21 protein-coding genes are annotated in these 23,436 nt (G+C 39.0%); 11 read left to right on the forward strand and 10 right to left on the reverse strand.

Translation table 11 applies throughout. The features are described 5' to 3' along the window. Positions 1-57: 57 nt before the first annotated feature. The 3 genes from AC1PJP_RS05540 to efp all read right to left on the reverse strand — a co-directional run bounded on the left by AC1PJP_RS05540 (position 58) and on the right by efp (position 3,193). Positions 58-363, reverse strand: coding sequence for a YbdD/YjiX family protein (locus tag AC1PJP_RS05540; RefSeq protein WP_004790909.1), 306 nt, complete (start codon positions 361-363; stop codon positions 58-60). After that, a complete protein-coding gene (locus tag AC1PJP_RS05545; RefSeq protein WP_479766630.1) occupies positions 363-2,459 on the reverse strand; it encodes a carbon starvation CstA family protein in 2,097 nt (698 codons plus the stop codon). The genes AC1PJP_RS05540 and AC1PJP_RS05545 overlap by 1 nt, the downstream gene beginning before the upstream one ends. Before the next feature lie 164 nt (positions 2,460-2,623). Beyond that, positions 2,624-3,193, reverse strand: coding sequence for an elongation factor P (gene efp, locus AC1PJP_RS05550; RefSeq protein ID WP_004790907.1), 570 nt, complete (start codon positions 3,191-3,193; stop codon positions 2,624-2,626). Between the two features lie 73 nt (positions 3,194-3,266). Here efp and epmB point away from each other — a divergent pair, with 73 nt between their 5' ends. The 3 genes from epmB to AC1PJP_RS05565 are packed head-to-tail and all read left to right on the forward strand — an operon-like array spanning position 3,267 to position 8,152. Beyond that, on the forward strand, positions 3,267-4,283 hold the full coding sequence (gene epmB / locus AC1PJP_RS05555) for an EF-P beta-lysylation protein EpmB (RefSeq protein WP_005307267.1): 1,017 nt from the start codon (positions 3,267-3,269) through the stop codon (positions 4,281-4,283). A gap of 15 nt (positions 4,284-4,298) precedes the next feature. Beyond that, entirely contained in the window at positions 4,299-6,044 is a 1,746-nt protein-coding gene (locus tag AC1PJP_RS05560) for a hypothetical protein (RefSeq protein WP_023274156.1), read from the forward strand. After that, positions 6,041-8,152 carry an EAL domain-containing protein gene (locus AC1PJP_RS05565; RefSeq protein WP_479766631.1) on the forward strand — a complete coding sequence of 704 codons (2,112 nt, stop codon included), beginning with the start codon at positions 6,041-6,043 and terminating at the stop codon, positions 8,150-8,152. The genes AC1PJP_RS05560 and AC1PJP_RS05565 overlap by 4 nt, the downstream gene beginning before the upstream one ends. A gap of 63 nt (positions 8,153-8,215) precedes the next feature. On the opposite strand, the gene rpmE is transcribed toward AC1PJP_RS05565, so the two are convergent. The 4 genes from rpmE to AC1PJP_RS05585 form a co-directional block, all read right to left on the reverse strand. Continuing rightward, positions 8,216-8,440, reverse strand: coding sequence for a 50S ribosomal protein L31 (gene rpmE, locus AC1PJP_RS05570; protein ID WP_004652835.1), 225 nt, complete (start codon positions 8,438-8,440; stop codon positions 8,216-8,218). A gap of 195 nt (positions 8,441-8,635) precedes the next feature. Next, the gene (locus tag AC1PJP_RS05575; protein ID WP_479766632.1) at positions 8,636-9,607 is read right to left on the reverse strand and encodes a bile acid:sodium symporter family protein; all 972 of its coding nucleotides are present in this window, start codon (positions 9,605-9,607) and stop codon (positions 8,636-8,638) included. A 132-nt stretch (positions 9,608-9,739) separates the two neighbouring features. Then, complete coding sequence (gene gloA, locus AC1PJP_RS05580) at positions 9,740-10,141, reverse strand: lactoylglutathione lyase (RefSeq protein WP_005307276.1); 402 nt, start codon at positions 10,139-10,141, stop codon at positions 9,740-9,742. Positions 10,142-10,143: 2 nt separating this feature from the next. Beyond that, entirely contained in the window at positions 10,144-12,330 is a 2,187-nt protein-coding gene (locus AC1PJP_RS05585) for an AmpG family muropeptide MFS transporter (protein ID WP_479766633.1), read from the reverse strand. Between the two features lie 165 nt (positions 12,331-12,495). Between AC1PJP_RS05585 and AC1PJP_RS05590 the strand changes: the two genes are divergently transcribed. Continuing rightward, on the forward strand, positions 12,496-15,114 hold the full coding sequence (locus AC1PJP_RS05590; protein WP_107882809.1) for a Lon protease family protein: 2,619 nt from the start codon (positions 12,496-12,498) through the stop codon (positions 15,112-15,114). 51 nt (positions 15,115-15,165) lie between these two features. Here AC1PJP_RS05590 and AC1PJP_RS05595 read toward each other — a convergent pair whose 3' ends face one another. From AC1PJP_RS05595 to surE, 3 genes are all read right to left on the reverse strand, one after another. Continuing rightward, entirely contained in the window at positions 15,166-16,095 is a 930-nt protein-coding gene (locus AC1PJP_RS05595) for a LysR family transcriptional regulator (RefSeq protein ID WP_004790899.1), read from the reverse strand. 101 nt (positions 16,096-16,196) lie between these two features. After that, a complete protein-coding gene (locus AC1PJP_RS05600) occupies positions 16,197-17,021 on the reverse strand; it encodes a peptidoglycan DD-metalloendopeptidase family protein (RefSeq protein ID WP_151766906.1) in 825 nt (274 codons plus the stop codon). Between the two features lie 111 nt (positions 17,022-17,132). Further along, a complete protein-coding gene (surE, locus tag AC1PJP_RS05605; RefSeq protein WP_005307288.1) occupies positions 17,133-17,903 on the reverse strand; it encodes a 5'/3'-nucleotidase SurE in 771 nt (256 codons plus the stop codon). 101 nt (positions 17,904-18,004) lie between these two features. Between surE and AC1PJP_RS05610 the strand changes: the two genes are divergently transcribed. The 7 genes from AC1PJP_RS05610 to hflD all read left to right on the forward strand — a co-directional run bounded on the left by AC1PJP_RS05610 (position 18,005) and on the right by hflD (position 23,384). Further along, positions 18,005-18,376 (forward strand): MCR_0457 family protein, encoded by a 372-nt coding sequence (locus AC1PJP_RS05610; RefSeq protein WP_005307290.1) that lies wholly within the window; start codon positions 18,005-18,007, stop codon positions 18,374-18,376. A gap of 152 nt (positions 18,377-18,528) precedes the next feature. Then, entirely contained in the window at positions 18,529-18,951 is a 423-nt protein-coding gene (locus AC1PJP_RS05615) for an MCR_0457 family protein (RefSeq protein WP_004790891.1), read from the forward strand. Between the two features lie 126 nt (positions 18,952-19,077). Further along, a complete protein-coding gene (gene dacC, locus AC1PJP_RS05620) occupies positions 19,078-20,226 on the forward strand; it encodes a D-alanyl-D-alanine carboxypeptidase PBP5/6 (protein ID WP_005307294.1) in 1,149 nt (382 codons plus the stop codon). A 90-nt stretch (positions 20,227-20,316) separates the two neighbouring features. Next, positions 20,317-20,868, forward strand: coding sequence for a gamma carbonic anhydrase family protein (locus tag AC1PJP_RS05625; protein ID WP_192454986.1), 552 nt, complete (start codon positions 20,317-20,319; stop codon positions 20,866-20,868). A 144-nt stretch (positions 20,869-21,012) separates the two neighbouring features. Further along, positions 21,013-21,501, forward strand: a complete 489-nt coding sequence (locus AC1PJP_RS05630; RefSeq protein WP_479766634.1) for an NUDIX hydrolase — start codon at positions 21,013-21,015, stop codon at positions 21,499-21,501. A gap of 4 nt (positions 21,502-21,505) precedes the next feature. Beyond that, positions 21,506-22,639, forward strand: a complete 1,134-nt coding sequence (gene mnmA / locus AC1PJP_RS05635; RefSeq protein WP_262771144.1) for a tRNA 2-thiouridine(34) synthase MnmA — start codon at positions 21,506-21,508, stop codon at positions 22,637-22,639. 13 nt (positions 22,640-22,652) lie between these two features. Further along, positions 22,653-23,384, forward strand: coding sequence for a high frequency lysogenization protein HflD (hflD, locus tag AC1PJP_RS05640; protein WP_479766635.1), 732 nt, complete (start codon positions 22,653-22,655; stop codon positions 23,382-23,384). Positions 23,385-23,436 lie beyond the last annotated feature (52 nt).

The raw sequence follows: 23,436 nt of genomic DNA on the forward strand, positions 1-23,436 counted from the left end.
AAAACGGTACATGGTTTAACCACATACCGTTTTGTTTAGCTGAATATCAAGCTCAACTTAACAAGGACATTTCTTTAAAGTACCGCCTGCCGATGGATAACGCGCATCGACACAATGACGATAGAAAGTCTTTGCATCCATAGGGGTTAAATCAGGATGATGAGCTTTCATGTGCTCAACATAAGTCTGATAGTCTGGAACCCCGACCATCAGCCGAAAGCTTTGCTGTAAACGCTGCCATAAGGTTGCAATACGCGACCAGTTCTTTGGAGAAAGCAACAGCTCTTTTTGTGAGAGCACCGTCATTTTGATGATTTTCGCAATAATGACAGTTCCATTTTTTGCAAATTTAAAATTCATCATTACTCTCCTCGTGGGGTGGCCACTTCCGGATCAGCATATACAGCTGGCGCTTCATTTACTGTTGGTTTAGGGCTTGCTAAAGCACGGCGCACAATACCAATCGAAGCAATAATCATGACAATCGAAACAATCATAAAGAAGCCACAAAGCGCAGCATTAATCTGATTAGACATCACAATGTTTTGCATTTCAGCAATACTTTTAGCTGGTTTTAATATTTCACCACGAGCAATCGCGTCAGAGAACTTATGCGCTTGTGCCAAGAAACCAATCTTAGGATTTTCGTGGAAAATCTTTTGCCAGCCCGCAGTCATACAGGTGATGAATAAGAAAATTGTTGGGATGATCGTCACCCATACATATTTTTCTTTTTTCATTTTAAACAAAATGACTGTACCCAAAATGAGTGCCATTGAAGCCAACATTTGGTTACCAACACCAAATAAAGGCCATAAGGAGTTAACACCACCGAGTGGATCAATCACACCTTGATAGACGAAGAAGCCCCATCCACCGACTGCAACCGCAGTACCGACCAAGTTACCAAAGAATGAACCTGATGCTTTAACTGCTGGAATAACAATACCAACCGTGTCTTGCACCATGAAACGACAAGCACGAGTACCCGCATCTACAGCAGTTAAAATGAATAATGCTTCAAATAAAATCGCAAAGTGATACCAGAACGCCATCATTGAACGGCTATTGAAAATTTCCGAAATGATATGTGCCATACCAATCGCAAAGGTAGGCGCACCACCCGTACGCGATAAAATCGAAGACTCTCCGACTTCCTGAGCCAACACCGTTAACATTTCAGGAGTAACGACAAAACCTAAATTACGCACAGCTTCTGCCGCAGTTTCTACAGTTGTACCCAGTACAGCCGCAGGTGCATTAATTGCAAAGTACACGCCCGGATCTAAGACAGTTGCACAGATCATCGCCATAATACCGACGAATGATTCCATGAGCATACCGCCATAACCAATCACACGAATATCTGCTTCGTTATCGACGAGTTTTGGTGTTGTACCACTTGATACAAGCGCATGGAAACCAGAAATCGCACCACAGGCAATGGTAATAAATAGGAATGGGAATAAGCTACCCGAGAAAACAGGGCCAGTACCGTCAATAAAATGAGTCACTGCAGGCATTTTCAGTTCAGGTAATGCAATGATAATGCCGACTGCTAAACCGAGAATGACACCAATTTTAAGGAATGTTGATAGATAATCACGTGGTGCTAACAATAACCAGACAGGTAAGACTGATGCGACAAAACCATAAATGATTAAGCACCATGTCAGCTGTGTTCCTGTTAAGGTGAAAAATTCACCCCAGTAAGGATCTGCTGCAACATGTCCACCGTAAACAATTGCAAGCATCATTAAGACGAAGCCAATAATCGAAACTTCAGCAATACGTCCCGGGCGAATAAAACGCATGTAAACGCCCATAAATAATGCAATTGGAATCGTCGCTGCAATGGTAAAAACACCCCATGGACTATGGGCAAGTGCTTTAACCACAACTAAAGCCAATACTGCAAGGATAATAATCATTACCCCAAGCGCACCAAGCATTACAACGATACCAGCAAAAGAACCCAGTTCCTGTTTTGCCATTTCACCAAGCGAACGACCGTCTCGACGCGTTGAAATAAATAAAACTAAAAAGTCTTGGACTGCACCTGCGACAACCACACCGACCAGTAGCCAGATTGTCCCTGGTAAAAAACCCATTTGTGCAGCCAAAATTGGTCCGACTAATGGCCCCGCTCCTGCAATTGCAGCGAAGTGGTGACCAAAAAGTACATATTTATTGGTGGGAACATAATCCAGACCATCGGCTAAACGGTGGGCTGGGGTTAAACGTCTTGGGTTTAATTCAAATACTTTAGTTGCAATAAATAGACTATAAAATCGATATGCGATGCTATATACACATGCTGCAGCAAGTACAAGCCAAACCGCATTAACATGTTCACCACGACTGAGTGCCAGCATCCCAAAAGAAATTGCACCTATAATTGCCACTAGGCTCCAGACCAGCTTGGAGGGAAGCGTAGATTTCGCTTGCATTGTGTCCATTCTTAACCTCTCAATAAATAACTACAGCATTTTTATATTGTTATGTACTGTTCTATCAAATCCTTGTGACTGTACTCCTCCTTTAATTTTTTTCCTCTTATACTTTCGCATAAAAAAAGGGATGATTTACATCATCCCTTCGATAATAGTGTATTTTTTAACTATTATGCACGCTCTAAATAATCGCCAGTACGAGTATCTACACGAACGCTTTCTTCTTGCTGAACAAATAACGGAACACGAACAACCGCACCTGTTTCAAGCTTAGCTGGTTTACCGCCACCGCCAGATGTATCACCGCGTACGCCTGGATCAGTTTCAACAATTTTTAATACAACGAAGTTCGGTGGGTTTACTGTTAAAGGTACGCCGTTGAACAACATAATCGTACATTTTTCATTTGAATCGTCTTTTAACCATTTTGCAGCATCGCCCATTGCAGTTTTGTCTGCAGCGATTTGCTCAAAAGATACAGGATCCATGAAATTCCACATTTCACCATCGTTGTATAGGTATTCCATTTCAACTTCAACAATATCAGCAGCTTCTAAAGAGTCACCTGATTTGAAAGTTTTTTCTAATACTTTACCAGTTTTAAGGTTACGTAATTTTACACGGTTGAACGCTTGACCTTTACCTGGTTTTACATATTCGTTTTCCATGATTGAACATGGGTTACCATCAAGCATAACCTTAAGGCCTGCTTTAAAATCATTTGTAGAATAATAGGCCATGAAAGGCACACTCCAAACTTAACAAGTCAACTATGCGATATAATGCGTTGTTGCATTATCTTAATCGTGTCAAATGATAAACTATTTATACCAAGAGCAAAACTGGCAATCACAACTGAGTGACCTTATTACTGATCCTTCAGAGTTGCTAAGCCTACTCGAGTTATCCTCTGATCAGCTATTATCAGGTGCGATTCTGGCTTCTGAACAGTTTAAATTGCGTGTTCCTCGCGCGTTCGTCGGAAAAATGAACGCTAAAAACCCTTTTGACCCGCTTTTGCTACAGGTTTTACCTCATCATTTAGAACTTGAAGAACATCCTGAATTTGTAACAGACCCTTTGGGTGAAGAAGCAGCAAATCAATTACCCGGTGTATTACATAAATATAAATCACGTTTTTTACTGACTTTGACGGGTGCTTGTGCCGTACATTGCCGTTATTGTTTCCGTCGTCATTTTCCCTATCAAGAAAATTTACCGAAAAATGATGATTGGTTAAATATTAAAAATTACATTGAAGCGAATCCGCACATTAATGAAATCATTTTAAGTGGTGGAGACCCTCTTACGCTTTCTAACCGTAAATTCGCACTTTGGCTAGAACGTTTATCATCTCTCAAACAAATTAAGATTCTGAGAATTCATTCACGAGTTCCAATTGTGATTCCAAATCGGATCGACGAAGAGCTGATTTCTTTATTAAAAAACAGTAGGCTGCGTATAGTTCTGGTGGTACACTCAAACCACGCTTCTGAACTCGATGACTTTACCTGTTCAAAATTGTTGCAGTTATCTGCCGAGCACATTACTGTACTTAATCAGGCAGTATTGCTTAAAGGTGTTAATGATTCTGCACAGACATTAATTGATTTAAGTTATCGTTTATTTGAAGCCCGCGTTATGCCTTATTACTTACATGTTTTAGATAAAGTAAAAGGTGCACAACATTTTGATTTAATACCATCTGAGATAGATGATATATATCGTGATGTGTTAGCGAACCTACCGGGGTATTTGGTTCCTAAACTCGTCAGGGAAATTGCGGGCGAAAAGAATAAAACACCGCTTTTTGGGGCAACAACATTTTGAGTTATATAATAAGTGATGATGAATAATGCACTATCGGACATTTTTCACAATCAAACCGAACTCACTCGTGAACGGTTAAGCTTTTGTGAAGCCAATATTAAAGATCTTAATGAATGGGTCACTACCCTTTCTATTATGCAACTCGGCGATACGTCAAAAGCATTATTCACCGCCATTTTAGAGCTCAATGAATTAAAATGTAGTGAAACCTTACGTTTTGATCTTATACAAACGCTTCATCCCACCATTAATAACGTTCTTGCGAGTCTAGAAAAAAACTTTTTTAACCAAGGTGTGATTAGTACAGACCGTAACGAACATATTATTGAGTTAGCGATGTTGCTGCGTTGCTATTTCGCCAGTATTTATTTAAATATTGCACAAAATAGTCATGGGCAATTACAGCATCAAAAGTTTTCTCTATTTGCCTATAAGCAAAAAAAGAATTTGCAAACGGCACGTACCTTATCAACTTTTCATGCACTACAACAATTAACGAGTCTCTTATATCAGCAGCATATGCTCTATAGTGAGCCTCTTAAAGGACAGTGGCTGGTTGCACATCAGCTCTACGAAACCGCTGTTCAACACAAATATCATCTCATCAATATTAATCATATTCAGGGTATCCACCACCCTCTAGCAAATATTACCCAAGCTTATGCTCAGCTAATTTTGCTCGATATTTTAAATACGAACCAGATTCGCCAATCAGAAATTCAGGCCTTATTTCAATGTAGTTTTGACTGGGCAAGAATGATTCAAATTTTGCCGAAAGATACAGCATTAACCAAATATGTGGTTGACCCAAGTAAAGACCATCCGCCAGTCTATAACACAAAACGCAGCTCTAATTTTAGTCCAAGCATTTTTATAGGCACACAAGCTTTACTTGAGCATGTCACTGCAACCATGCATAAAAATGCGCAATATATTTCTAAAAATGAAAAGTTTTATTTAAGCCCAGCTTTAAAGTTTCATGTTCAAACGATTTTGGGTACAACAGCTCAACGTCGTCACGAACGTTATGAGTACAATGCCGAACTACAAATTTGTTTCGGTTTAAGTACAGCTCACTTCTATCTAGCGAAAGCAAAAAACTTTGAAGAAACACTACAGCTTAACAATAATTACAACTTACAAAGTGAGTCTAAAGTTTTATCCAATTTAGAGAAAAAAGAACAACAAACGACATCTTATCAACGCTTAAGTCGTGAAAGCAAAACCATTTATCAAACCACTGTTCTCGATATTAGTGTCAATGGATATCGTATTAAATGGTCTGGGGAAGCACCGAAAAATCTAAGAACCGGTGAATATATTTTAGTTAAAGAAACTTTGCATGGACAATGGCGCGGTGGCGTAATCCGCTGGATTAAACAGTCGACAGAAAAATCCCTAGAGTTAGGTCTAGAGATTTTGTCACAGGCGATGTTCCCTTGTGCAGTGCATATTCAAGCTGAGCGTCATACACGCAATTATCATCCTGCACTATTACTACAAACACAAAATCTAGAAGAAATACAAAATACGTTGATTTTACCGGGGTCACAAATTTTTAGAGAGCAACAAACAATTCATTTACGATTGGGGACAGAAGAAATCAAAGTGTATCTACTCAAAGCACAACTCATTACTCAAAGTTTTATTCAATTTCATTTCGAACTTCTGAATGAGCAGCAACAAAATCTGCTTGATCAGTTCATGATGAAAAAGAATAGCAACTCTAGCAGTCAAGATTTATGGGAAGCACTAAAGTGAGAAACTCTTTATTATCTAAAAAGTTAAAACGTACTGAAACACGTTTACTCATTATTGATGACAACCAGCTACGTTATAACCAGATTTTAAATTTATTATTGGGGAATGATTATCAAGTTCAGGCATTATTGCTTGATGACCTAAAAAGTTTTGAAAAACAGTTAAATACGCCTTGGGATGCTATTATTTTTGGTCGTGCTTATGACCTAAAGATTGAACAAACCCTCTCCCTTATTCAAGCATCTGAGCAGCCACATTTACCTGTTTTGTTATTGCAACCTGAAGACTATCAACCTCAGCAATATCAGGCTTATATTCATAAAGGTATTTATGATGTAGTTCCATTAGAACCATTAGATTATTTTTATATCACGCTTATTCGAACCTTGTCGTATAGCCATTTATTGCAAACTGAGCAACGCCTGACCAGTGAACTAGAGACTATTCATTCTCATACACAAACATTGGTTAATAACAGTCATAAAGCAGTTGCCCTCTTTCAAGAAGGCATGCACGTTAAGGCAAATACAGAATACCTCAACCTTTTTGGCTTTAAGCAAGAAGAAGAGATTATCGGCCTACCCATCTTAGATGTTTTACAACCCAATGATTTAAATATTTTTAAACAAAGATTTAAGAAGATTTCATTAGGTCAATTTGATCAGGCTCGTTTTGAAATCCAGAGTCAACATGCAGCAATTTCAGGTAATAATGCTTTAAAACTTGAATTTATTCCGAGTCAGGAAGAAGACGCGGTACAGTTAACCATTGACTATCAACTGGATTTACAAACACCTGCCAATATAGCTTTTGCTGAAAAAAGTTACGGATCCACTGCGCCTTGGCCACAAATTAATCGACAACTATCAACACACCCTGCTCAAGCGAATGCATTGGTTTTATTCAGACTAAATCAGTGCCCAGAACGAGTGTTTCAACTAGACTGGCAAACACCCGGACAATATTTTAATCAGCTGCAAAGTTTCCTGAAAGAACAGGCTCAAATGCCGATTTTCAATCTTGAACTTGGAGCCTATCTTGGCGTTTTGCAAGCCGAAAACAGTACAGTCCTTAACTCCCAATTGGCTAGTCTGCAAAGTTTGCAAAAAGAGCATTTATTAACGGTTAATGAACTTAATTACTCAGTACAATTCAAACTGAGTTATGCGCAAATTACAGAACCATTAAATGAAGCTAGCTTTGCAAAGCTTCTTGATCAAACAAATCAGCAAGCCTTACCTAAAGCCAAGCCAGAAATTGAGCTAACGCCAACAATCGATATTATCCCTTCTGAACCGATCAGCTCGTCTCTGTCACTTGATTTAAGCCTTCAAGATGTTGATGCTCCAATGCCTTCACCGTTATTGCAGCAGTTAAAGCAACAGCTGGCACGGGGTGAAATTCATTTAAAATATCAGCAGATTTATGATAAGCATGATCAAGAAACCCATAACTACGAAGTGACGAGTGGTTTTATTGCAGATGAACAGTGGCATGATTTAAATGATTTAGCCGCATTGCGAGATGATAGTGAACTTTCGATTCAATTAGACCGTTGGATTTTGGTCGAGGCTTGCAAGCAGCTACATAATTTCATTACGCAGTACCCGAAAGCCAAGCTGATTATTAACTTAAATATTGATATCTTACTCAAAGATAAATCAGCCCCTGAACTCATTTCGAAATTACTCACCATTATTGGTAGTAAGCAAGAAAGCCCGTTGATTTTACAATTTTCAGAGCAAGCGATTCAGCCACACCTTGCAATTGCACAGCAACTTATAGCCCGCCTACGTCAACATGGCGCAGAAATTTCAATTCGGGATTTCACATCTTCTATGTATAGTGAATCGATATTGCAACAACTTGATGTTCAATATTTAAAATTGCAATCGAAGAAGACAGAGCTATTAAACTCAGATGCTGGTTTAGCGCAATTACAAGAAAAGATTCTAAATTATTTGACTGTAAAACCTGTTGGGATTTTACTTGCCGATCTTAATGATATGAACTTATTTGCTAATGCTTGGAATGTGGAAGCACGTTTCTTACAAGGTCGTTATTTCCAAAAAAGACTTGATCGATTAACAGACGTACAAGACCAATAATGGTCTTGTCGTTCATAAACAAAAAACGGGCATAAAGCCCGTTTTTTGTTTCGTTTTTCAGTATTAACGCTTGATAGAGCGAGACATACCAGAGAAACGTTGTTTGAATTTGTCGATACGACCACCAGTGTCTACATTCTTTTGCTTACCAGTGTAGAAAGGGTGGCAAGCTGAACATACGTCAAGGTAGATAGTTTCTTTACCTAAAGCAGAACGAGTTTCGATTACGTTACCGCAAGAACAAGTTGCAACTAATTTTTCATATTTTGGGTGAATATCGGCGCGCATCGTCGATTACTCCTAATTGTAGAAAGGCTTAAGCTGTCATCGCAATTGATCACTCTCAATATAAATCGAGGAAAGCTCAAAATGAGCAGATCAACACCACAACAGACCATTCTTTTGGCCCACCGAAACCTCTAGGGTTAGAGCTAAGCACAACAAGTGGACAAGATTATACGCCAAATAATTTTTATTTGCGAATTAATCTTTAGATTTAGCCCAGTAATTTGCAATTACTCCGCAAACCATTAATTGGATTTGGTGAAAGATCATAATAGGCAACACAATCATACCTAAAGGCTGACCAATAAATAAGATTTGCGCCATCGGCACACCACTTGCCAACGTCTTTTTTGAACTACAAAAGAAAACCGTGACTTGATCTGCTCGGTTAAATCCAAAAGCGCGAGGTAGATACAGTGCTAATAACATAATGACTGTTAAAAGAACTGAACAAGCAACCACCAAAATAAGCAAGGTTTTCCAGTTTACCTGATGCCAAAGACCTGCAACGACTGCCCCACTGAATGCGCCATACACTACCATCAAAATCGAGCCTTGATCGAATGCTTTAACAATACTTGGAACTTTTGCCATATAAGGAAAAATATAAGGACGTAATATTTGCCCTAAAATAAATGGCACTAACAGCAACAATGTAATTTGTATAATTGAAGCAGTCGGATCGAACCCATGTTGGCTTTGGCCTATAATAAAAAAGCTCACCAACACTGGTGTAATAAACATACCAATCAAATTGGAAAAAGATGCGCTACAAACCGCTCCAGCCACATTCCCTTTTGCAACTGATGTAAATGCAATAGAAGATTGAACTGTAGAGGGTAAAAAGCACATAAACAGAAAACCCCAGTACAGCTGCTGGCCGAGTAGAGGTAACAGAATCGGTTTAGCTAACAAACCCAGCACAGGGAAAATAAAAAAAGTAAATGCGAAGACTAGTAAATGCATTTTCCAATGCAAAACGCCTTCAATTACAGCCTCGCGAGACAGCTTTGCACCATGCAAAAAGAATAAAATTGCAATCGCGACAGTAGTCAGTGTATTGAAATATTGCGCTGCTTGACCACTGACTGGAAAAAATGTTGCTAGCAGTACCATTCCAACTAACAAAATTGTAAATCGATCAAGTGCCAATAACTTCAACATAGCCACATCCTATGATTATTTTAGATAATAAAAAACCCAGTTGATAAATTGACCATCTGGTCAAGCGTTCATCATACTGGGCTAAAAAAATAAAGCTAGACTTTTAAGACCTAAATCTTAAAGCGTCATAGTCAATTTTTAGTTATTTGTCGCATTAGCATCTTGTTGAATCAACTCGATTTTATAACCATCTGGATCTTCAACAAACGCGATAACGGTAACACCGCCTTTCATTGGGCCCGCTTCACGCACAACTTTGCCACCACGTGCTTTAATTTCTTCACATGCTTTATAGGCATCGTCAACACCAATCGCAATATGTCCATAGGCATTGCCTAACTCATAACTTGATGTATCCCAGTTATGTGTAAGCTCAAGCACAGTATTGGTTTCTTCATCACCGTAACCAACAAATGCCAGTGTAAAGCGCCCTTCTTCATAATCACGCTTACGAAGTAACTTCATTCCTAATACTTCGGTATAGAACTTTAAAGATTGTTCTAAATTGCCTACTCGCAACATTGTATGAAGCATTCGCATGTTTATTCACCTGCCTTTTCTGATTCATGAGTTTGATGATCTTTTAAAAGCTTTCCAACCCAAACCACTAAAATCAAGATTGGAATACCAATAAGAGTGGTCATCAAAAAGAACTTTGGATAGCCAATATTACTCACTATGGTACCTGAATATCCACCCAAAAGTTTTGGTGTGAGCGTCATGAGTGAACTAAAGATCGCATATTGAACAGCTGTAAATGACACACTCGTTAAACTTGAAAGGAATGCAATAAATGCTGCTCCAGCCAAGCCAGAAGCTAAGTTGTCGACAATAATGGCAAAATAGAGCCATAAAGAACTATATGGTTTAATTACCTTACCGCTGACTTCAACTGTTTGGCCAGAAAGAGGATCGATGTAAGGGAGCGGCTCAATATTCACATCTAATTCACTTGTCGCTTTTAGATTCTCACTCACTGCATATGGATGAGATGCAGAAAGTATTTTCTGTTCGCCCTCTACTACAGCGACCTTAAGCTCTTTACTGGTCGATGCCACTAATTTTTTCGCATCGATGGTCGTACTAAAAACACCTTTTTGATCAGTCATTTTTGCATCAAAATTTTGCCCATCAAGACTAATTATGATTTTTTGTGCAGGAGTTAAAGCTTGCCCAAAGTATTGGCCTCGAACAACAACACTTCCCTCTCCATCTTTTAATGAAACCTGATCATTTCCCATAACAGGTAAAATTTGTAGAGGTGATTTTGCCAATTCAGTTGTCAGTAACGGCTGAGTACGCACTACAGGCGGCACAGTATTTTGTTCAGCATAAGCAGCTTTTACTTCAATTTGTTTTGTTCCACTAAAAGCAGAGCTTGGAACTTCTAATTTCCATAAACCCACTTCATCTGGTTTAACTTGATAGCTTTGACCACCAACTTTTACATCAACCATATCTAATGGCTGACCAGATTTTACGAGCCCAATAAAAATGAGATTAGTAGAACTTGCTAACACCGCACCCACAAACATCAGCTTCATAATGTTTATGCGCTGTGCTAAAAGTCCCCCTAAGAATCCACCAACTAAACTGAATAACACACCATAGATTTTGACTGCTTCGGCAATTTCTTCTTTGCTAAAGTTCAGATCCTGATAAAACACATTGGAAATGACACCAGCAATAATGTCTGAAATACGGAAAAAACCAATGAGAAGTAATAAGACTAATGCAAGTTTGACACCATAACGTTTAAAGAAATCTAAAATAGGTGCAATCCACGTTTCTTTCGCCATTTGCTGATTAACTACACCAAATTTAACCAGTAAATAACCCACAAAAATGGCGCAAGCTGTAGCCGTTAAAAATCTTAAAGCTTCTAAACCAAATAATGCTGCGTTGTCTTTTATATTTCCAGCTTGTGAGATTGCATCTGTAATCTGCCCAGAATAAATATAGGTGACTACAAATGAAATAACAGCAATAAAAAATACAAAAACTAAGCGGTAATAATCACTACTCTTATAGTTTTTATAGACTCGATTTACCTGAGGTTCACGAACGAGCAAAGTCGTTACAATACCGACTAACATAACCGCTGCCATGGTTAAGTAAGTCATTTTCCAAGCTTCGTAAATGTAATTACCTTTAGCAGTCCCTAAGTGTGCAGCTAAAAATAATGCCCCCGCTCCAGCCACAATCATTCCGATTCGATAACCAGCATTATAGGTAGATGCCAACACGGTTTGCATTTCTGTTTCTGCTAGTTCAATACGATAGGCATCAATTACGATATCTTGTGTTGCTGCTGAAAAACCAAGTAATACTGCACCCACTGCCATTTGAACCAGATAACTCTGACCTAAAGCCGGGTCAGAGAAAGCCATAATACAAATAGCAAGAACGATCAAACACTGTGCAATTAACAACCAAGCTCGTCTTCGTCCTAACATTTTAGTTAAGATCGGTACAGGTAATTCATCAATAAGAGGAGCCCAAACGAACTTAAAAGAGTAACCTAGAGCCGCCCAACTAAAAAAAGTGACTGCACTTTTATCAATGCCCGCCTCTCCAAGCCATAAAGAGAGACTAGAGAAAATTAATAAAATTGGAATTCCGGCAGAAAAACCCAGAAACAGCATAATTAATGCACGGCGATCTAAAAACGCTTTAAAAGCCGAGACCCAACCCGAAGCTTGTGTGGTCATTCGTTTTTTATTTTCCATAAATTATAAATGTGCCTATTCAAACCCTTCTTACAATTGCTTTCAAGATTCTTTATGCAAACATTTTTGTTTTGGCGATAAAAACCGCAAGTTTGCTTGATATTTTATGCTAAACCTGTATACCTTTAGGCTTCAACCTTCGTTTTCTTTTGCTGGATATCAACAGTGACACAAAAACTTGATCAAGTGACTATTTCAACTTTATCACTCGCTAAAACAACCACCACAAACGTCACAGTAAATGCATTTCCTTCAGCTTTTGAGCAACCTGATATAAAAATGACCTTAGATAAAACCGTTTTAAAACCTGAACAACTTACACATATTCCAGATTTTGAAAAAATTCCAGCTTCAACTAAACGCATCAAACCTCTTAATAATTTTTTAGGTCAAGATCGTGCCAAAGCATCTGTAGAGGCAGGAATTTCTTTACCCTACTCAGGCTATAACATTTTTGCAGTAGGAACTGCTGGTTTAGGCAAACGTACCATGATTAAACGTTTGTTACAGCAGCATGCCAAAACAATGCCAACGCCTGATGACTGGGTGTATGTCTATAATTTCAAACAAGCACGTCAACCTATTGCCCTACGCTTTCCAGCAGGTCAAGGAACTAAGTTTCAACAAGCACACGACCAAACTTGGCAAATTATTTTAAAGCAACTTGAACGCCGTTTTAGTGCAGAGACTTATCACAATCGTATTGAACGTATCCGTCAGGAAACAGGTGATGTACAACAACAAGCGCTTGTTGAACTAACCAAAGAAGGCGAAGAACTCGACTTAAAACTCATTTCTCGTAATGAGAAACACGGTTTTGTTCCTGTACAAGTCAAAGATGATCAGGTTCAAGAACTTACCCAAACAGATATTGATGCATTAAATAGTAAGCAACGCGCTGAAATTGCGGCCAATATTCGCTATATGGATAAAAAGCTGGATCGCCTTGGTCTACATTTAGGTGATTTAGAAGATGATGCACGTGACAAAGTGTCTGTGTTAAATCGGGATATTGCAACGCAAGTTGTTATGCCAAGAATGGAGCTTATTTTAAATAAATATGGTCAAGTGAAAGGACTTGAAGATTATTTAAAACAATATGCGCAAGATATTATTGATAATGTTGAACTGATCTTAGAACAAGATGAAGATGATTTTACTCCATCAATGTTCAATCGTGTTCCAGCACGTTATCAAGCCAATGTGATTGTTGCAAATAAACCAAATAGCGGCGCTCCTGTTATTTTTGAAGACTTTCCAACGCACTATAATTTACTCGGCCACGTTGAACAGCTCACTCATAACGGCACAATTACTACGGATTTCACTCTCATTCGTCCAGGTGCTCTACATCAAGCAAATGGTGGTTTTTTAATGCTTGAGGCCGAGCAATTACTCGAACAGCCTTATGCATGGCAAGGTTTAAAGCGTGCCTTAAAATCAGGCCAACTCAAGTTATCTTCTCTTGAACATATGCTGACGTTAACAGGCTCTATCTCGATAGAACCTGCCGCGGTTCCACTTGATATTAAAGTGGTTCTTATGGCAGAACCTGAAATTTATTATGAAATTTTAGAAGTAGAACCAGAGCTTGGTAGTGTATTTAAAATTCGTGCAGATTTTACTGATACATTACAACGTAATGACGAAAATGAACAAGCCTACATGCAGCTCATTGCTGACTACGTACAAGCGGATAAATTGCTTCCGTTTGATCGTAGTGCTTTAGCAGCGTTACTTACTGACTCTAGTCGTCAAGCTGAAGACCAAAGTTCACTGTCGTTACATGCTTCAACCTTAGGCGATCTTATTCGCGAAGCACATCATCATGCATTTAAAGCGAATGAGAAACTGGTAACTGACCAGCACATTAATCTTGCATTGCAACATCGCCAATATCGCTTAGGCTATTTAAGAGAACTTTACTGGCAAGATCTTTCACGTGGTACACAATTAATCGAAACATCGGGATACCGTTTAGGTCAGATCAATGCCCTCTCCGTCATTCATTATGCGGATGTTGAATTTGGTTTACCTTCACGTTTAACGGCATCTGTTTATCAAGGTGGCGGTGATATTCTTGATATTGAACGTAGTGTAGAACTTGGTGGCTCACTTCATGCGAAAGGTGTGCTGCTGATGTCTAGCTTCTTGAAAGCTCACTTTGGTCGTGAACAGATTTTACACTTCTCCGCTGCGCTTGCATTCGAACAGAGCTATGGTCAAGTTGATGGCGATAGTGCAACTGTTGCTGAGCTTTCAGCGTTGATTTCTGCAATTAGCCAAATACCAATTGATCAATCATGGGCAATTACCGGCTCGATGAACCAATTAGGACAAGTTCAACCTATTGGCGGCGTAAATGCAAAAATTGAAGGGTTTTATGATGCATGTAAGCTACAAGGTCTGACAGGTAAGCAAGGTGTCATTATTCCTCGCCAAAACATGCAGCATTTGATGTTACGTCAAGATGTTATTGATGCAGTTCGCAGCGGTCAATTCCATATCCATGCAATTGATACGATTGATCAAGCACTTGAAATTTTGATGGCTCGTCCGGTCGGTACGCTCGATAAGAAGGGTAAATACAGCAAAAATTCAATTTATGCGGCAGTAATGGAACAACTTGAATATTGGCAAGCCATTGAAGATGGTGCTGAAATTGAAGAAGAGCCAAAAAAGAAAAAGAAAAATAAGAAAAAAATTAAGAAGCATGAAGAACTTACAGCTGACGATCTGCCACAAGAAAATGCAGAAGAAGTCGCTACATTAAAACAGAAGTAATAAAAAAGGGCCTGTAAAATACAGGCCCTTTTTACGTTTAGACTGGCAAAATTAACGAACGATCTGAATCGCTCGTCCTCCTGCTAACTGGCTAAAATATTGTTTAAGTGCTTCAACACAACGTTGAATTTTCATTGGTTGTTGATCATGCTTGGCAACTTCTGCATACAATGTAAACGTTGGTAATTTCCAATCAGGCATGAGTTCAATCAAAGAACCATTTTTTAGTTCTTTCTGAGCATCCAAATATAAAATTCGTGCAATACCATGCCCTTGCTGGCATAACGCTTTTGCAACTTGTAAATTATTGCTCTGCAAACGGCTTTGCATTTCAATATTGAGCGTTTCACCTGTTTTTACATGTTGAAAATTGAAATGGCGTGAGTCATTCATGACATTAATCGACAACAATTCATGATCTCTTAAATCATTAGGATGCACAATTGGACTAGACTGATTGAGATAACTAGGAGAAGCAATCAAAATCTGATCTACAAAAGCCAACGGAATGATCGAGCTGCTCTCTTCCACAGGAGTAGAGCTCATGCGAACCGCAATATCAATTCGCTCTTCAATTAAATCGATATAACGATGCCCAACTTCGAAATGCACAGATAAACCGCGATGAGCCGACATCCAGTGAGATAATGCAGGAATGAGGTGTTGAACCGCCAAATCAGGAGTTGTCGCAATACGCAAATCCCCGATTAAGTCATCCCTCAATTCATTAATTCGGATTTTTCCCCTTTCAGCAGCCGCCAACATCTCTTGACAGCTTGAAAAAAAAGCCTGTCCGGCTTCTGTCAAACTAAGTTTACGAGTGGAGCGATGTAATAGAGTTACATCCATTTCATGCTCAAGCGAGCGTATCTGTTGACTCACCGCACTTGTTGTAATTCCTAATTCACGTGCCGCACCACTAAATGAACTTTTTTCAACCACACAAGCGAAAACACCCATCGCACGAAGCTGATCTAACATAGGTTTCCTCGAATCTAATTTTAAATTTATAAAAAATGCTTATTGTTGTAATGAAAGCAACCAATTACATTATACGAGGAAACCTAAGTTTTTTGCATTAGCTATTTTGGTAAAAGATTTATAGGATTAATCGGTTTTCCATCCAAACGAATCTGGAACTCGAGCATGACTTGAGATGCACCAGTAGATCCCATTTCGGCAATTTTTTGTCCAGCAGTTATATTATCACCGCTTTTCACAAACATCTTGCTATTGTGGGCATACGCACTGATATATCCGTCAATATGCTTAATTAAAACCAGATTTCCGTATTCTTTTAAGCCATCAGCTGCATAGACAACTTGACCATCGGCTGCAGCATAAATAGGGTCACCCTGATTTCCACCATAACGGATTCCCTTGACATTATTTGCCAAATTAAACCCTTGAATCACTGGTCCATTCGTCGGTTTTATCCAACGTAAGCTCGAATTTGGTGCAACTGATGCCACTGTCGTATTCGTTGACGGTACAGTAGACGGCTGTGTTACTGGAGCAACAGGCTGTGTAGTTGGCAAAGCAATCGTTTGACGCTTGATTTGCTCAGGCTGTGCCATGACTTGTGTAGATACCGTTCTTGGTGAAGAACCTTTCTTCAAACGTAATGATTGATTGACATAAATACGATATGGCGCAGGAATATCATTCATTTCGGCAATACTGATGTAGTCCAGACCATAACGCATTGCGATACCACTTAAAGTATCACCTGAACGAACTGTGTAATAGTTAGGAGCCATTGCATAGCGAGAACTATTATTAATTTGTGGTTTAGAAGCACAACCTGCCATAGCTACGGTAAAACCTACAACCGCAGACAACAACATAATTTTCATTATTTTGTCTTTTTGGATATGCACTCTGTTTTGTTGCCCAATTAAATGCATTGATCTCCCTCACTAAATGCTACAAATCATTTCGGCTAAGAGTACCAAAAAAGTAAGAGGAAACACGTTCCTCTTTTTCTTTATTCACAAAGTTATAACATTCGAGCTTAATTATTGACTCAAACTGACCTGAAGGTCTTCTAAAACGGCGTAATTTGTAGCATCCATTTGAATAGGTGTAACACTGACATAACCGTTTGCTACCGCAAAGAAATCTGATTGAATCTGGCTTGAAACACGCTCCGGATCTGTAACCGCCTCACCTGCTAATCCAATCCAGTAAACTTGGCGTCCTCTTGGGTCGACATGGCTGGTAATAGGTTTAGATTGCGCACGACGTCCCTGATACGTAATTTGTGCTCCTTTTAACTTTGGCACATCAGGAATATTGATATTAAAGATGTGTCGTGGAGGCAAAGCTGGTAAACCGCTTGCAATAAAATCATGTACCCACTGTGCAGCCTGAGCATAATCTTCTTTAACATTATAAGCGCGTACATCAGGACCAGCTAAAGAAACAGCAATTGCAGGTTGCTTCATTAAACGCCCTTCAAATGCAGCACCAACTGTTCCAGAATATAAAACATCATCACCTAAATTCGCGCCACTGTTGATTCCACTTACGACCAAGTCAAATTCGAAATCAAACAAACCATTCATAGACAAATAAACGCAATCTGCTGGCGTACCATTCACTGCCCATACATCTTCGGCAATTTGAATTGGGCGCAATGGTCGATCCAATGTTAATGCACTTGAAAAACCACTTCTTTCACTTTCTGGTGCAACCACAACCACACGTCCAAGCGGTTTTAATGCTTCAGCTAAAGCCTGTATACCTGGCGCAAAAACACCGTCATCATTCGCTATTAAAATATTCACTAAAATCTTTCTCTACAAATAAACCTAAAGGTTTTCACAATTGAATTATTTGTTGAATTATATATATTTATGCCTCCATAGCATTATAAAATTGTGAAAAAATGAAAACTTTTGCTCCTTTTTTTCAGGTATTGGGGATCAGTATCACATTGTGTACGCAAGCGGTTTTTGCAGATGAGGATATCTCAACACAAGAAGCTGATAGCTTAATTAAAGATGATATTGCGGCAACGCAAGTCTTACAGGAAATTTGTCCAGCTTTCGTAGGGACAAATAAAAAACTTGAGTCAAATACTCAAAAAATTATCACAACGTATCTTCAAGGGTATTCGAATAAATCAATTACCCTCTCTGCTCTACAAAATGATGCAGAGTTTAAAACCTTGTTGAATGAAGCACGTCAAGCTTCAAAACAAATGGACCATCATGAACAACACGAACTCTGTGAAGAGATTGTCAACTATAAAGAATAGGTTTTTACTCGTTTAGGGTAGAAGTTTATTTACTGAGGTTTTCTGCTTGGTATTAAGCAGAAAACCAACATAACAATACATTTTTTCCATTTTTTTAACCTGTAAATTGGTTAAGCTATCGACATATTTAAAAATTTTATTTTGGGTTATCGATGTTTATGAAGAAAAGCTTAGTTCAATCGCTCTCTTTGGTTTTACTTATGAGCATGGCAACAGTTGGTTTTGCTGCTGATAAGAAGAAAACAGCTGAAAAGAAAACCGAAAATGAAAATGTTGTTGAAGTAACTCCACAGCAAACTATAACTCCTGAAGAATTAGCTGCAATTCAAGTACTTTCTGAAATTTGCCCAAGCCTTATTGGGAAAAAAGATGCTGATTTTGCTCAAGGTTATGAACGTTTAGTAAAAGACTATTTACCAAATGAAGCCGATCCAGTTGCAGCTTTAGAGAAACGTGCTAAAGACAAAAGTTTCAAGAAAGTCCTAAAAGAAGCGCGTAATGATGCAAAAGCTGCTGGTAACGAGCAAAACACATTAGTTTGTCAAGACGTGAAAGCTTATCAATCGCAAAACTAAATTAGTAAAAAACTCTTGAGTTACAATACTGTTTGAAAAAGCCGACTTCCCCCATAGAAGTCGGCTTTGCTTTATCCTAAAATGCTAGGTTCTTCTGCTTCATACAAGATATTGGAATTACCTAGAATGACTCGAAAAAGCGCTATTGCTGCACTCCTCCTCTTACCAAGTTTTTCTTATGCAGCAACTGTCTTATCAGCTCCGCCAGAATTAAATAATAAGTCTTATGTATTAATGGATTATGAGACAGGACAAATTCTCGCTTCTAAAAATGAAAACGAAAAGCTTGCACCTGCTTCAATGACAAAAATGATGACAAGCTACATCATTGAACAAAAATTATTAAAAGGTGAACTGACTGAAAATGAGCAGGTTCGTATGAACGAGTCTGCATGGTGTAAAGGAAGCAGCTCTGAATCATGTATGTATGTTCCTTTAAATGGTACAGCGACTGTTCTAGAAATGCTTCGCGGTATTATTATCCAGTCAGGTAATGATGCATCAAAAGCAATGGCTGAACATATTGCCGGAAATGAAGGCACGTTTGCTCACATGATGAATCAGGAAGCAAAACGTATCGGTATGACAAATACCCAGTTCATTAACTCAACTGGTTTACCGGCAGAAGGTCATTATTCAACAGCTAAAGATATGGCTGTTTTAGCGCAACATATTATTAAAGACAGCTCAAGATATTACCCAATCTACTCTGAAAAAGAATTTACGTTTAACGGTATTAAACAAGGTAACCGTAATGCCTTGCTTTACACAGACCCAAGCGTAGATGGTTTAAAAACAGGTCATACAGATGAAGCGGGTTACTGCTTAACAACTTCAAGCAAACGTGGTCCGATGCGCCTCATTTCCGTTATTTTCGGAACGGATAGCGTTAATGAACGTGCCAACCAAACACGTACGTTATTGTCTTGGGGCTTTGCAAACTTTGAAACTGCAAATATTCAACCAGCCAATCAAGTTCTTGCAAAAGCAAAAGTATGGTTTGGTAAAGAAGATGAAGTTCAAATTGGTCTGGCTGAAAACTTTAGTGTGACTATGCCTAAAGGCAAAGCTAACGGTATTAAAACTCAGTTAGTTGTTCAACCTAACTTAAATGCACCGCTTCAAAAAGGCCAAGTTGTGGGCAAACTTGTTGCTAGCCTTGACGGCAAAGTAATTGCTGAAAAGCCATTAGTAGCATTAAAACCAGTTGAAGAAGCAGGATTCTTTGCACGCTTAATCGACCATGTTAAACAATTCTTCAGCAACTTATTCTAATTTTTGAATAGTTGAATTAAGCACTCATGCTATTTAGCCTGAGTGCTTTTTTATTTTATAATTCGTCTAAATTTTATTTTGATACTACTCATGGCAAAGAACATACGTCCTTATCTTGAACACCGTCCTCAAGTTGATACAACATGTTATGTTGATGACATGGCCGTTGTAGTCGGTGAAGTCAGCTTAGCCGAAAATGTTTCTGTCTGGCCTTTTGCCGTCATTCGTGGTGACGTAAATAGTATTCAAATTGGTAAAAATAGTAATGTACAAGACCATTGTATGTTGCACGTTAGCCATAAAAATGATGCAAAACCTAATGGCTCACCTCTTATTATTGGTGAAGATGTAACAGTTGGACATCATGTGACTTTGCATGGCTGTACCATTGGCAACCGAGTTTTAATCGGAATCAATACTGTTATTTTAGATGACGTGATTATTGAAGATGATGTAATGATTGGTGCAGGAAGTTTAGTTCCACCACGTAAAGTCTTAAAAAGTGGTTATCTATATGTAGGAAGCCCTGTACAACAAGTGCGACCACTAACCGAAAAAGAATTAGCGTTTCTTCCTTATTCAGCAAGGCATTATGTAAAAGTACAAAATAATCATAAAGCGGCTCAAACAGAGCAAGATTAATTAGCTCTATGAAATATCAGCAATAAAATTCTGATTTTTTAAACGATATGGTTTTGTAGTATTGCTCATATCGTTTAGCAGATCACCATAGCCAAAAACCCCTAAATTTCGTATCATACGTCTTTTAAATCATGGTGCTTTTTTATGACAGCATGGACTCCTCATGTCACTGTTGCTACAGTCGTAGAAAAAGACGGACGCTATCTTTTTGTTGAAGAACATAGCGAGGGTTTTGTACACACAGTATTTAACCAACCTGCTGGTCATGTGGAATGCGGTGAGTCATTAACTCAAGCAGCCATTCGAGAAACACTTGAAGAAACAGGTCATCATGTTGAAGTTGATGCCTTGCTTGGTATTTATACATATACCCCGCCCATGTTTCCGGACCGTACCTATTACCGCTTCTGTTTTCTAGCACATGTGACTCAAGTTGAAAATAATCCTCAACTCGATACTGGTATTGTAGCTGCTGTGTGGATGACACCAGATGAGCTCAAAGAATCTGCTCGTGCCCGTAGTCCACTCGTACTCAAAGCAGTTGAAGATGCCATGAAAGGTCACCATTATCCTTTATCGCTTATTTATGAGCACCCTTTCTCTCCCTCATTAACTTCTCATTTGGATGCCTAGTCCTATGCAACAACGTGTCATCGTCGGTATGTCTGGTGGTGTAGACTCTTCTGTTTCTGCAGCACTTTTACTTCAACAAGGATATCAAGTTGAAGGTCTTTTCATGAAGAACTGGGAGGAAGACGACGGCACGGAATACTGTACGGCAATGGAAGATTTAGCCGATGCTCAAGCAGTAGCAGACAAAATAGGTATTAAACTCCACACAGCAAACTTTGCTATGGAATATTGGGACCGCGTATTTGAACTTTTCTTAGCTGAATATGCAGCTGGACGCACCCCAAACCCCGACATTTTATGTAATAAAGAAATTAAATTCCGTGCATTTTTAGATCATGCAATGACTTTAGGTGCAGACTTTATCGCGACTGGTCATTATGCTCGCCGTGGTGAAACTGCATACAACTCGAAAGGCGAAGCATACGCACCATTATTACGTGGTTTAGACAATAACAAAGACCAAACTTATTTCTTGCATGCTGTTCATGGTAAAGAAATTAACAAGACCCTATTTCCGGTAGGTGAGATTGAAAAACCAGAAGTCCGCAGAATTGCTGAAGAACTTGATCTTGCTACAGCTAAGAAAAAAGACTCTACAGGTATCTGTTTTATTGGCGAACGTCGATTTAATGACTTCCTTAAACAATATTTGCCCGCTCAACCTGGAAAAATTGTACTTGATACAGGTAAAGAAGTTGGTGAACATCACGGTCTGATGTACTATACGCTCGGTCAACGTGGCGGAATTGGTCTAGGTGGTTTGAAAGGTGCAGCTGAAGGCGCATGGTTCGTACTACATAAAGATATTGCCAATAATCGTCTCGTTATTGGTCAGGGACATGAACACCCTCTCATGCAAAGCACGCAGCTTTGGAGTGAGTCAATTGACTGGGTGGCTGGTGAACAGAATATTCCTGTTGAAGGTTTACGCTGTACAGCTAAAACACGCTATCGCCAACCTGATCAGACATGTACAGTTTTTATTGATGAAAATAGTGAACACGGTGTACGAGTTGAGTTTGATGAACCTCAGCGTGCTGTTACACCGGGTCAAAGCGTTGTATTTTATTCAGATGAAGTTTGCTTAGGCGGGGGTGTCATTCACCATACAAATGCCCCTACACCAAATTTTATTTAAGGGAATGAATGACATGGTGGAGTTACCATTTCAACAATCACAAGCCTTGAATGTTCGCCAAAACCGTGCCCTTGCCTTGGCTGGGGTATTTCAGGCTACCCAGCTCACGCACATGACAGCTTTAACGGGTCAGCAGAGTATTGGTGAAAGTGGTAACTTCTATTTTGAGCTGTTAATCAAAGCGAGTTTAAATATTCGCCCTACAGTCAACAATGGTGTTCAAACATTAGATTTTTTTAATCAGTTGGCAGATATTTCTTTGGGGCTTAAAACCCTCGAAAATTGTATTACTCAACCTTTTACGAATATGCCCAAATCTCGTCTTCCAAAAATGGGCACTGCCAAGCTTCCAATGTCATATGCGATGTCCCTTTTGCAATTAGAAAAGAAGGTCTATAGCAATCCTGAATACGTCACAATCATTGAAAAAGCTCAGCAAAAGATTTTAAAACAGCTTTCTTTTTTTGATAATAACTACTTACACCCAAGCATTTTAGCCAATTTGGCCCAAACTTATGTTGATACTGCTGGGCAGATTAACCCTCGCATTCTCGTTCGTGGTAATGCAGAAGCATTTAAAGATACCAACCATACTAACCGCATCCGTGCTTGTCTGTTTACTGGCTTGCAAATGGCCCATTTATGGCGACAACTCGGTGGTAGTTCGTGGAACATGATTTTTAGCAAACGTAAATTGCTACAGGATATTCAGGCACTTGCTCGTTTACAGTACCAAGTCATCTAAGGCTGTAAAGAGATTATTTTTTGTTTTATGTTTATTCCAACATTAAGGAATC

This window comes from Acinetobacter sp. V116_7 (assembly GCF_056735735.1).

What these genes read in the sequence shown, in the direction of transcription:
- rpmE (WP_004652835.1), bottom strand. Translation starts at nt 8,440, where the DNA reads ATGCGCGCCGATATTCACCCAAAATATGAAAAATTAGTTGCAACTTGT.
- AC1PJP_RS05625 (WP_192454986.1), top strand. Translation starts at nt 20,317, where the DNA reads ATGGCAAAGAACATACGTCCTTATCTTGAACACCGTCCTCAAGTTGAT.
- epmB (WP_005307267.1), top strand. Translation starts at nt 3,267, where the DNA reads ATGATAAACTATTTATACCAAGAGCAAAACTGGCAATCACAACTGAGT.
- AC1PJP_RS05610 (WP_005307290.1), top strand. Translation starts at nt 18,005, where the DNA reads ATGAAAACTTTTGCTCCTTTTTTTCAGGTATTGGGGATCAGTATCACA.
- AC1PJP_RS05545 (WP_479766630.1), bottom strand. Translation starts at nt 2,459, where the DNA reads ATGGACACAATGCAAGCGAAATCTACGCTTCCCTCCAAGCTGGTCTGG.
- hflD (WP_479766635.1), top strand. Translation starts at nt 22,653, where the DNA reads ATGGTGGAGTTACCATTTCAACAATCACAAGCCTTGAATGTTCGCCAA.
- AC1PJP_RS05585 (WP_479766633.1), bottom strand. Translation starts at nt 12,330, where the DNA reads ATGGAAAATAAAAAACGAATGACCACACAAGCTTCGGGTTGGGTCTCG.
- mnmA (WP_262771144.1), top strand. Translation starts at nt 21,506, where the DNA reads ATGCAACAACGTGTCATCGTCGGTATGTCTGGTGGTGTAGACTCTTCT.
- AC1PJP_RS05615 (WP_004790891.1), top strand. Translation starts at nt 18,529, where the DNA reads ATGTTTATGAAGAAAAGCTTAGTTCAATCGCTCTCTTTGGTTTTACTT.
- dacC (WP_005307294.1), top strand. Translation starts at nt 19,078, where the DNA reads ATGACTCGAAAAAGCGCTATTGCTGCACTCCTCCTCTTACCAAGTTTT.
- gloA (WP_005307276.1), bottom strand. Translation starts at nt 10,141, where the DNA reads ATGCGAATGCTTCATACAATGTTGCGAGTAGGCAATTTAGAACAATCT.
- AC1PJP_RS05600 (WP_151766906.1), bottom strand. Translation starts at nt 17,021, where the DNA reads ATGCATTTAATTGGGCAACAAAACAGAGTGCATATCCAAAAAGACAAA.
- efp (WP_004790907.1), bottom strand. Translation starts at nt 3,193, where the DNA reads ATGGCCTATTATTCTACAAATGATTTTAAAGCAGGCCTTAAGGTTATG.
- AC1PJP_RS05540 (WP_004790909.1), bottom strand. Translation starts at nt 363, where the DNA reads ATGATGAATTTTAAATTTGCAAAAAATGGAACTGTCATTATTGCGAAA.
- AC1PJP_RS05595 (WP_004790899.1), bottom strand. Translation starts at nt 16,095, where the DNA reads ATGTTAGATCAGCTTCGTGCGATGGGTGTTTTCGCTTGTGTGGTTGAA.
- AC1PJP_RS05630 (WP_479766634.1), top strand. Translation starts at nt 21,013, where the DNA reads ATGACAGCATGGACTCCTCATGTCACTGTTGCTACAGTCGTAGAAAAA.
- AC1PJP_RS05560 (WP_023274156.1), top strand. Translation starts at nt 4,299, where the DNA reads ATGATGAATAATGCACTATCGGACATTTTTCACAATCAAACCGAACTC.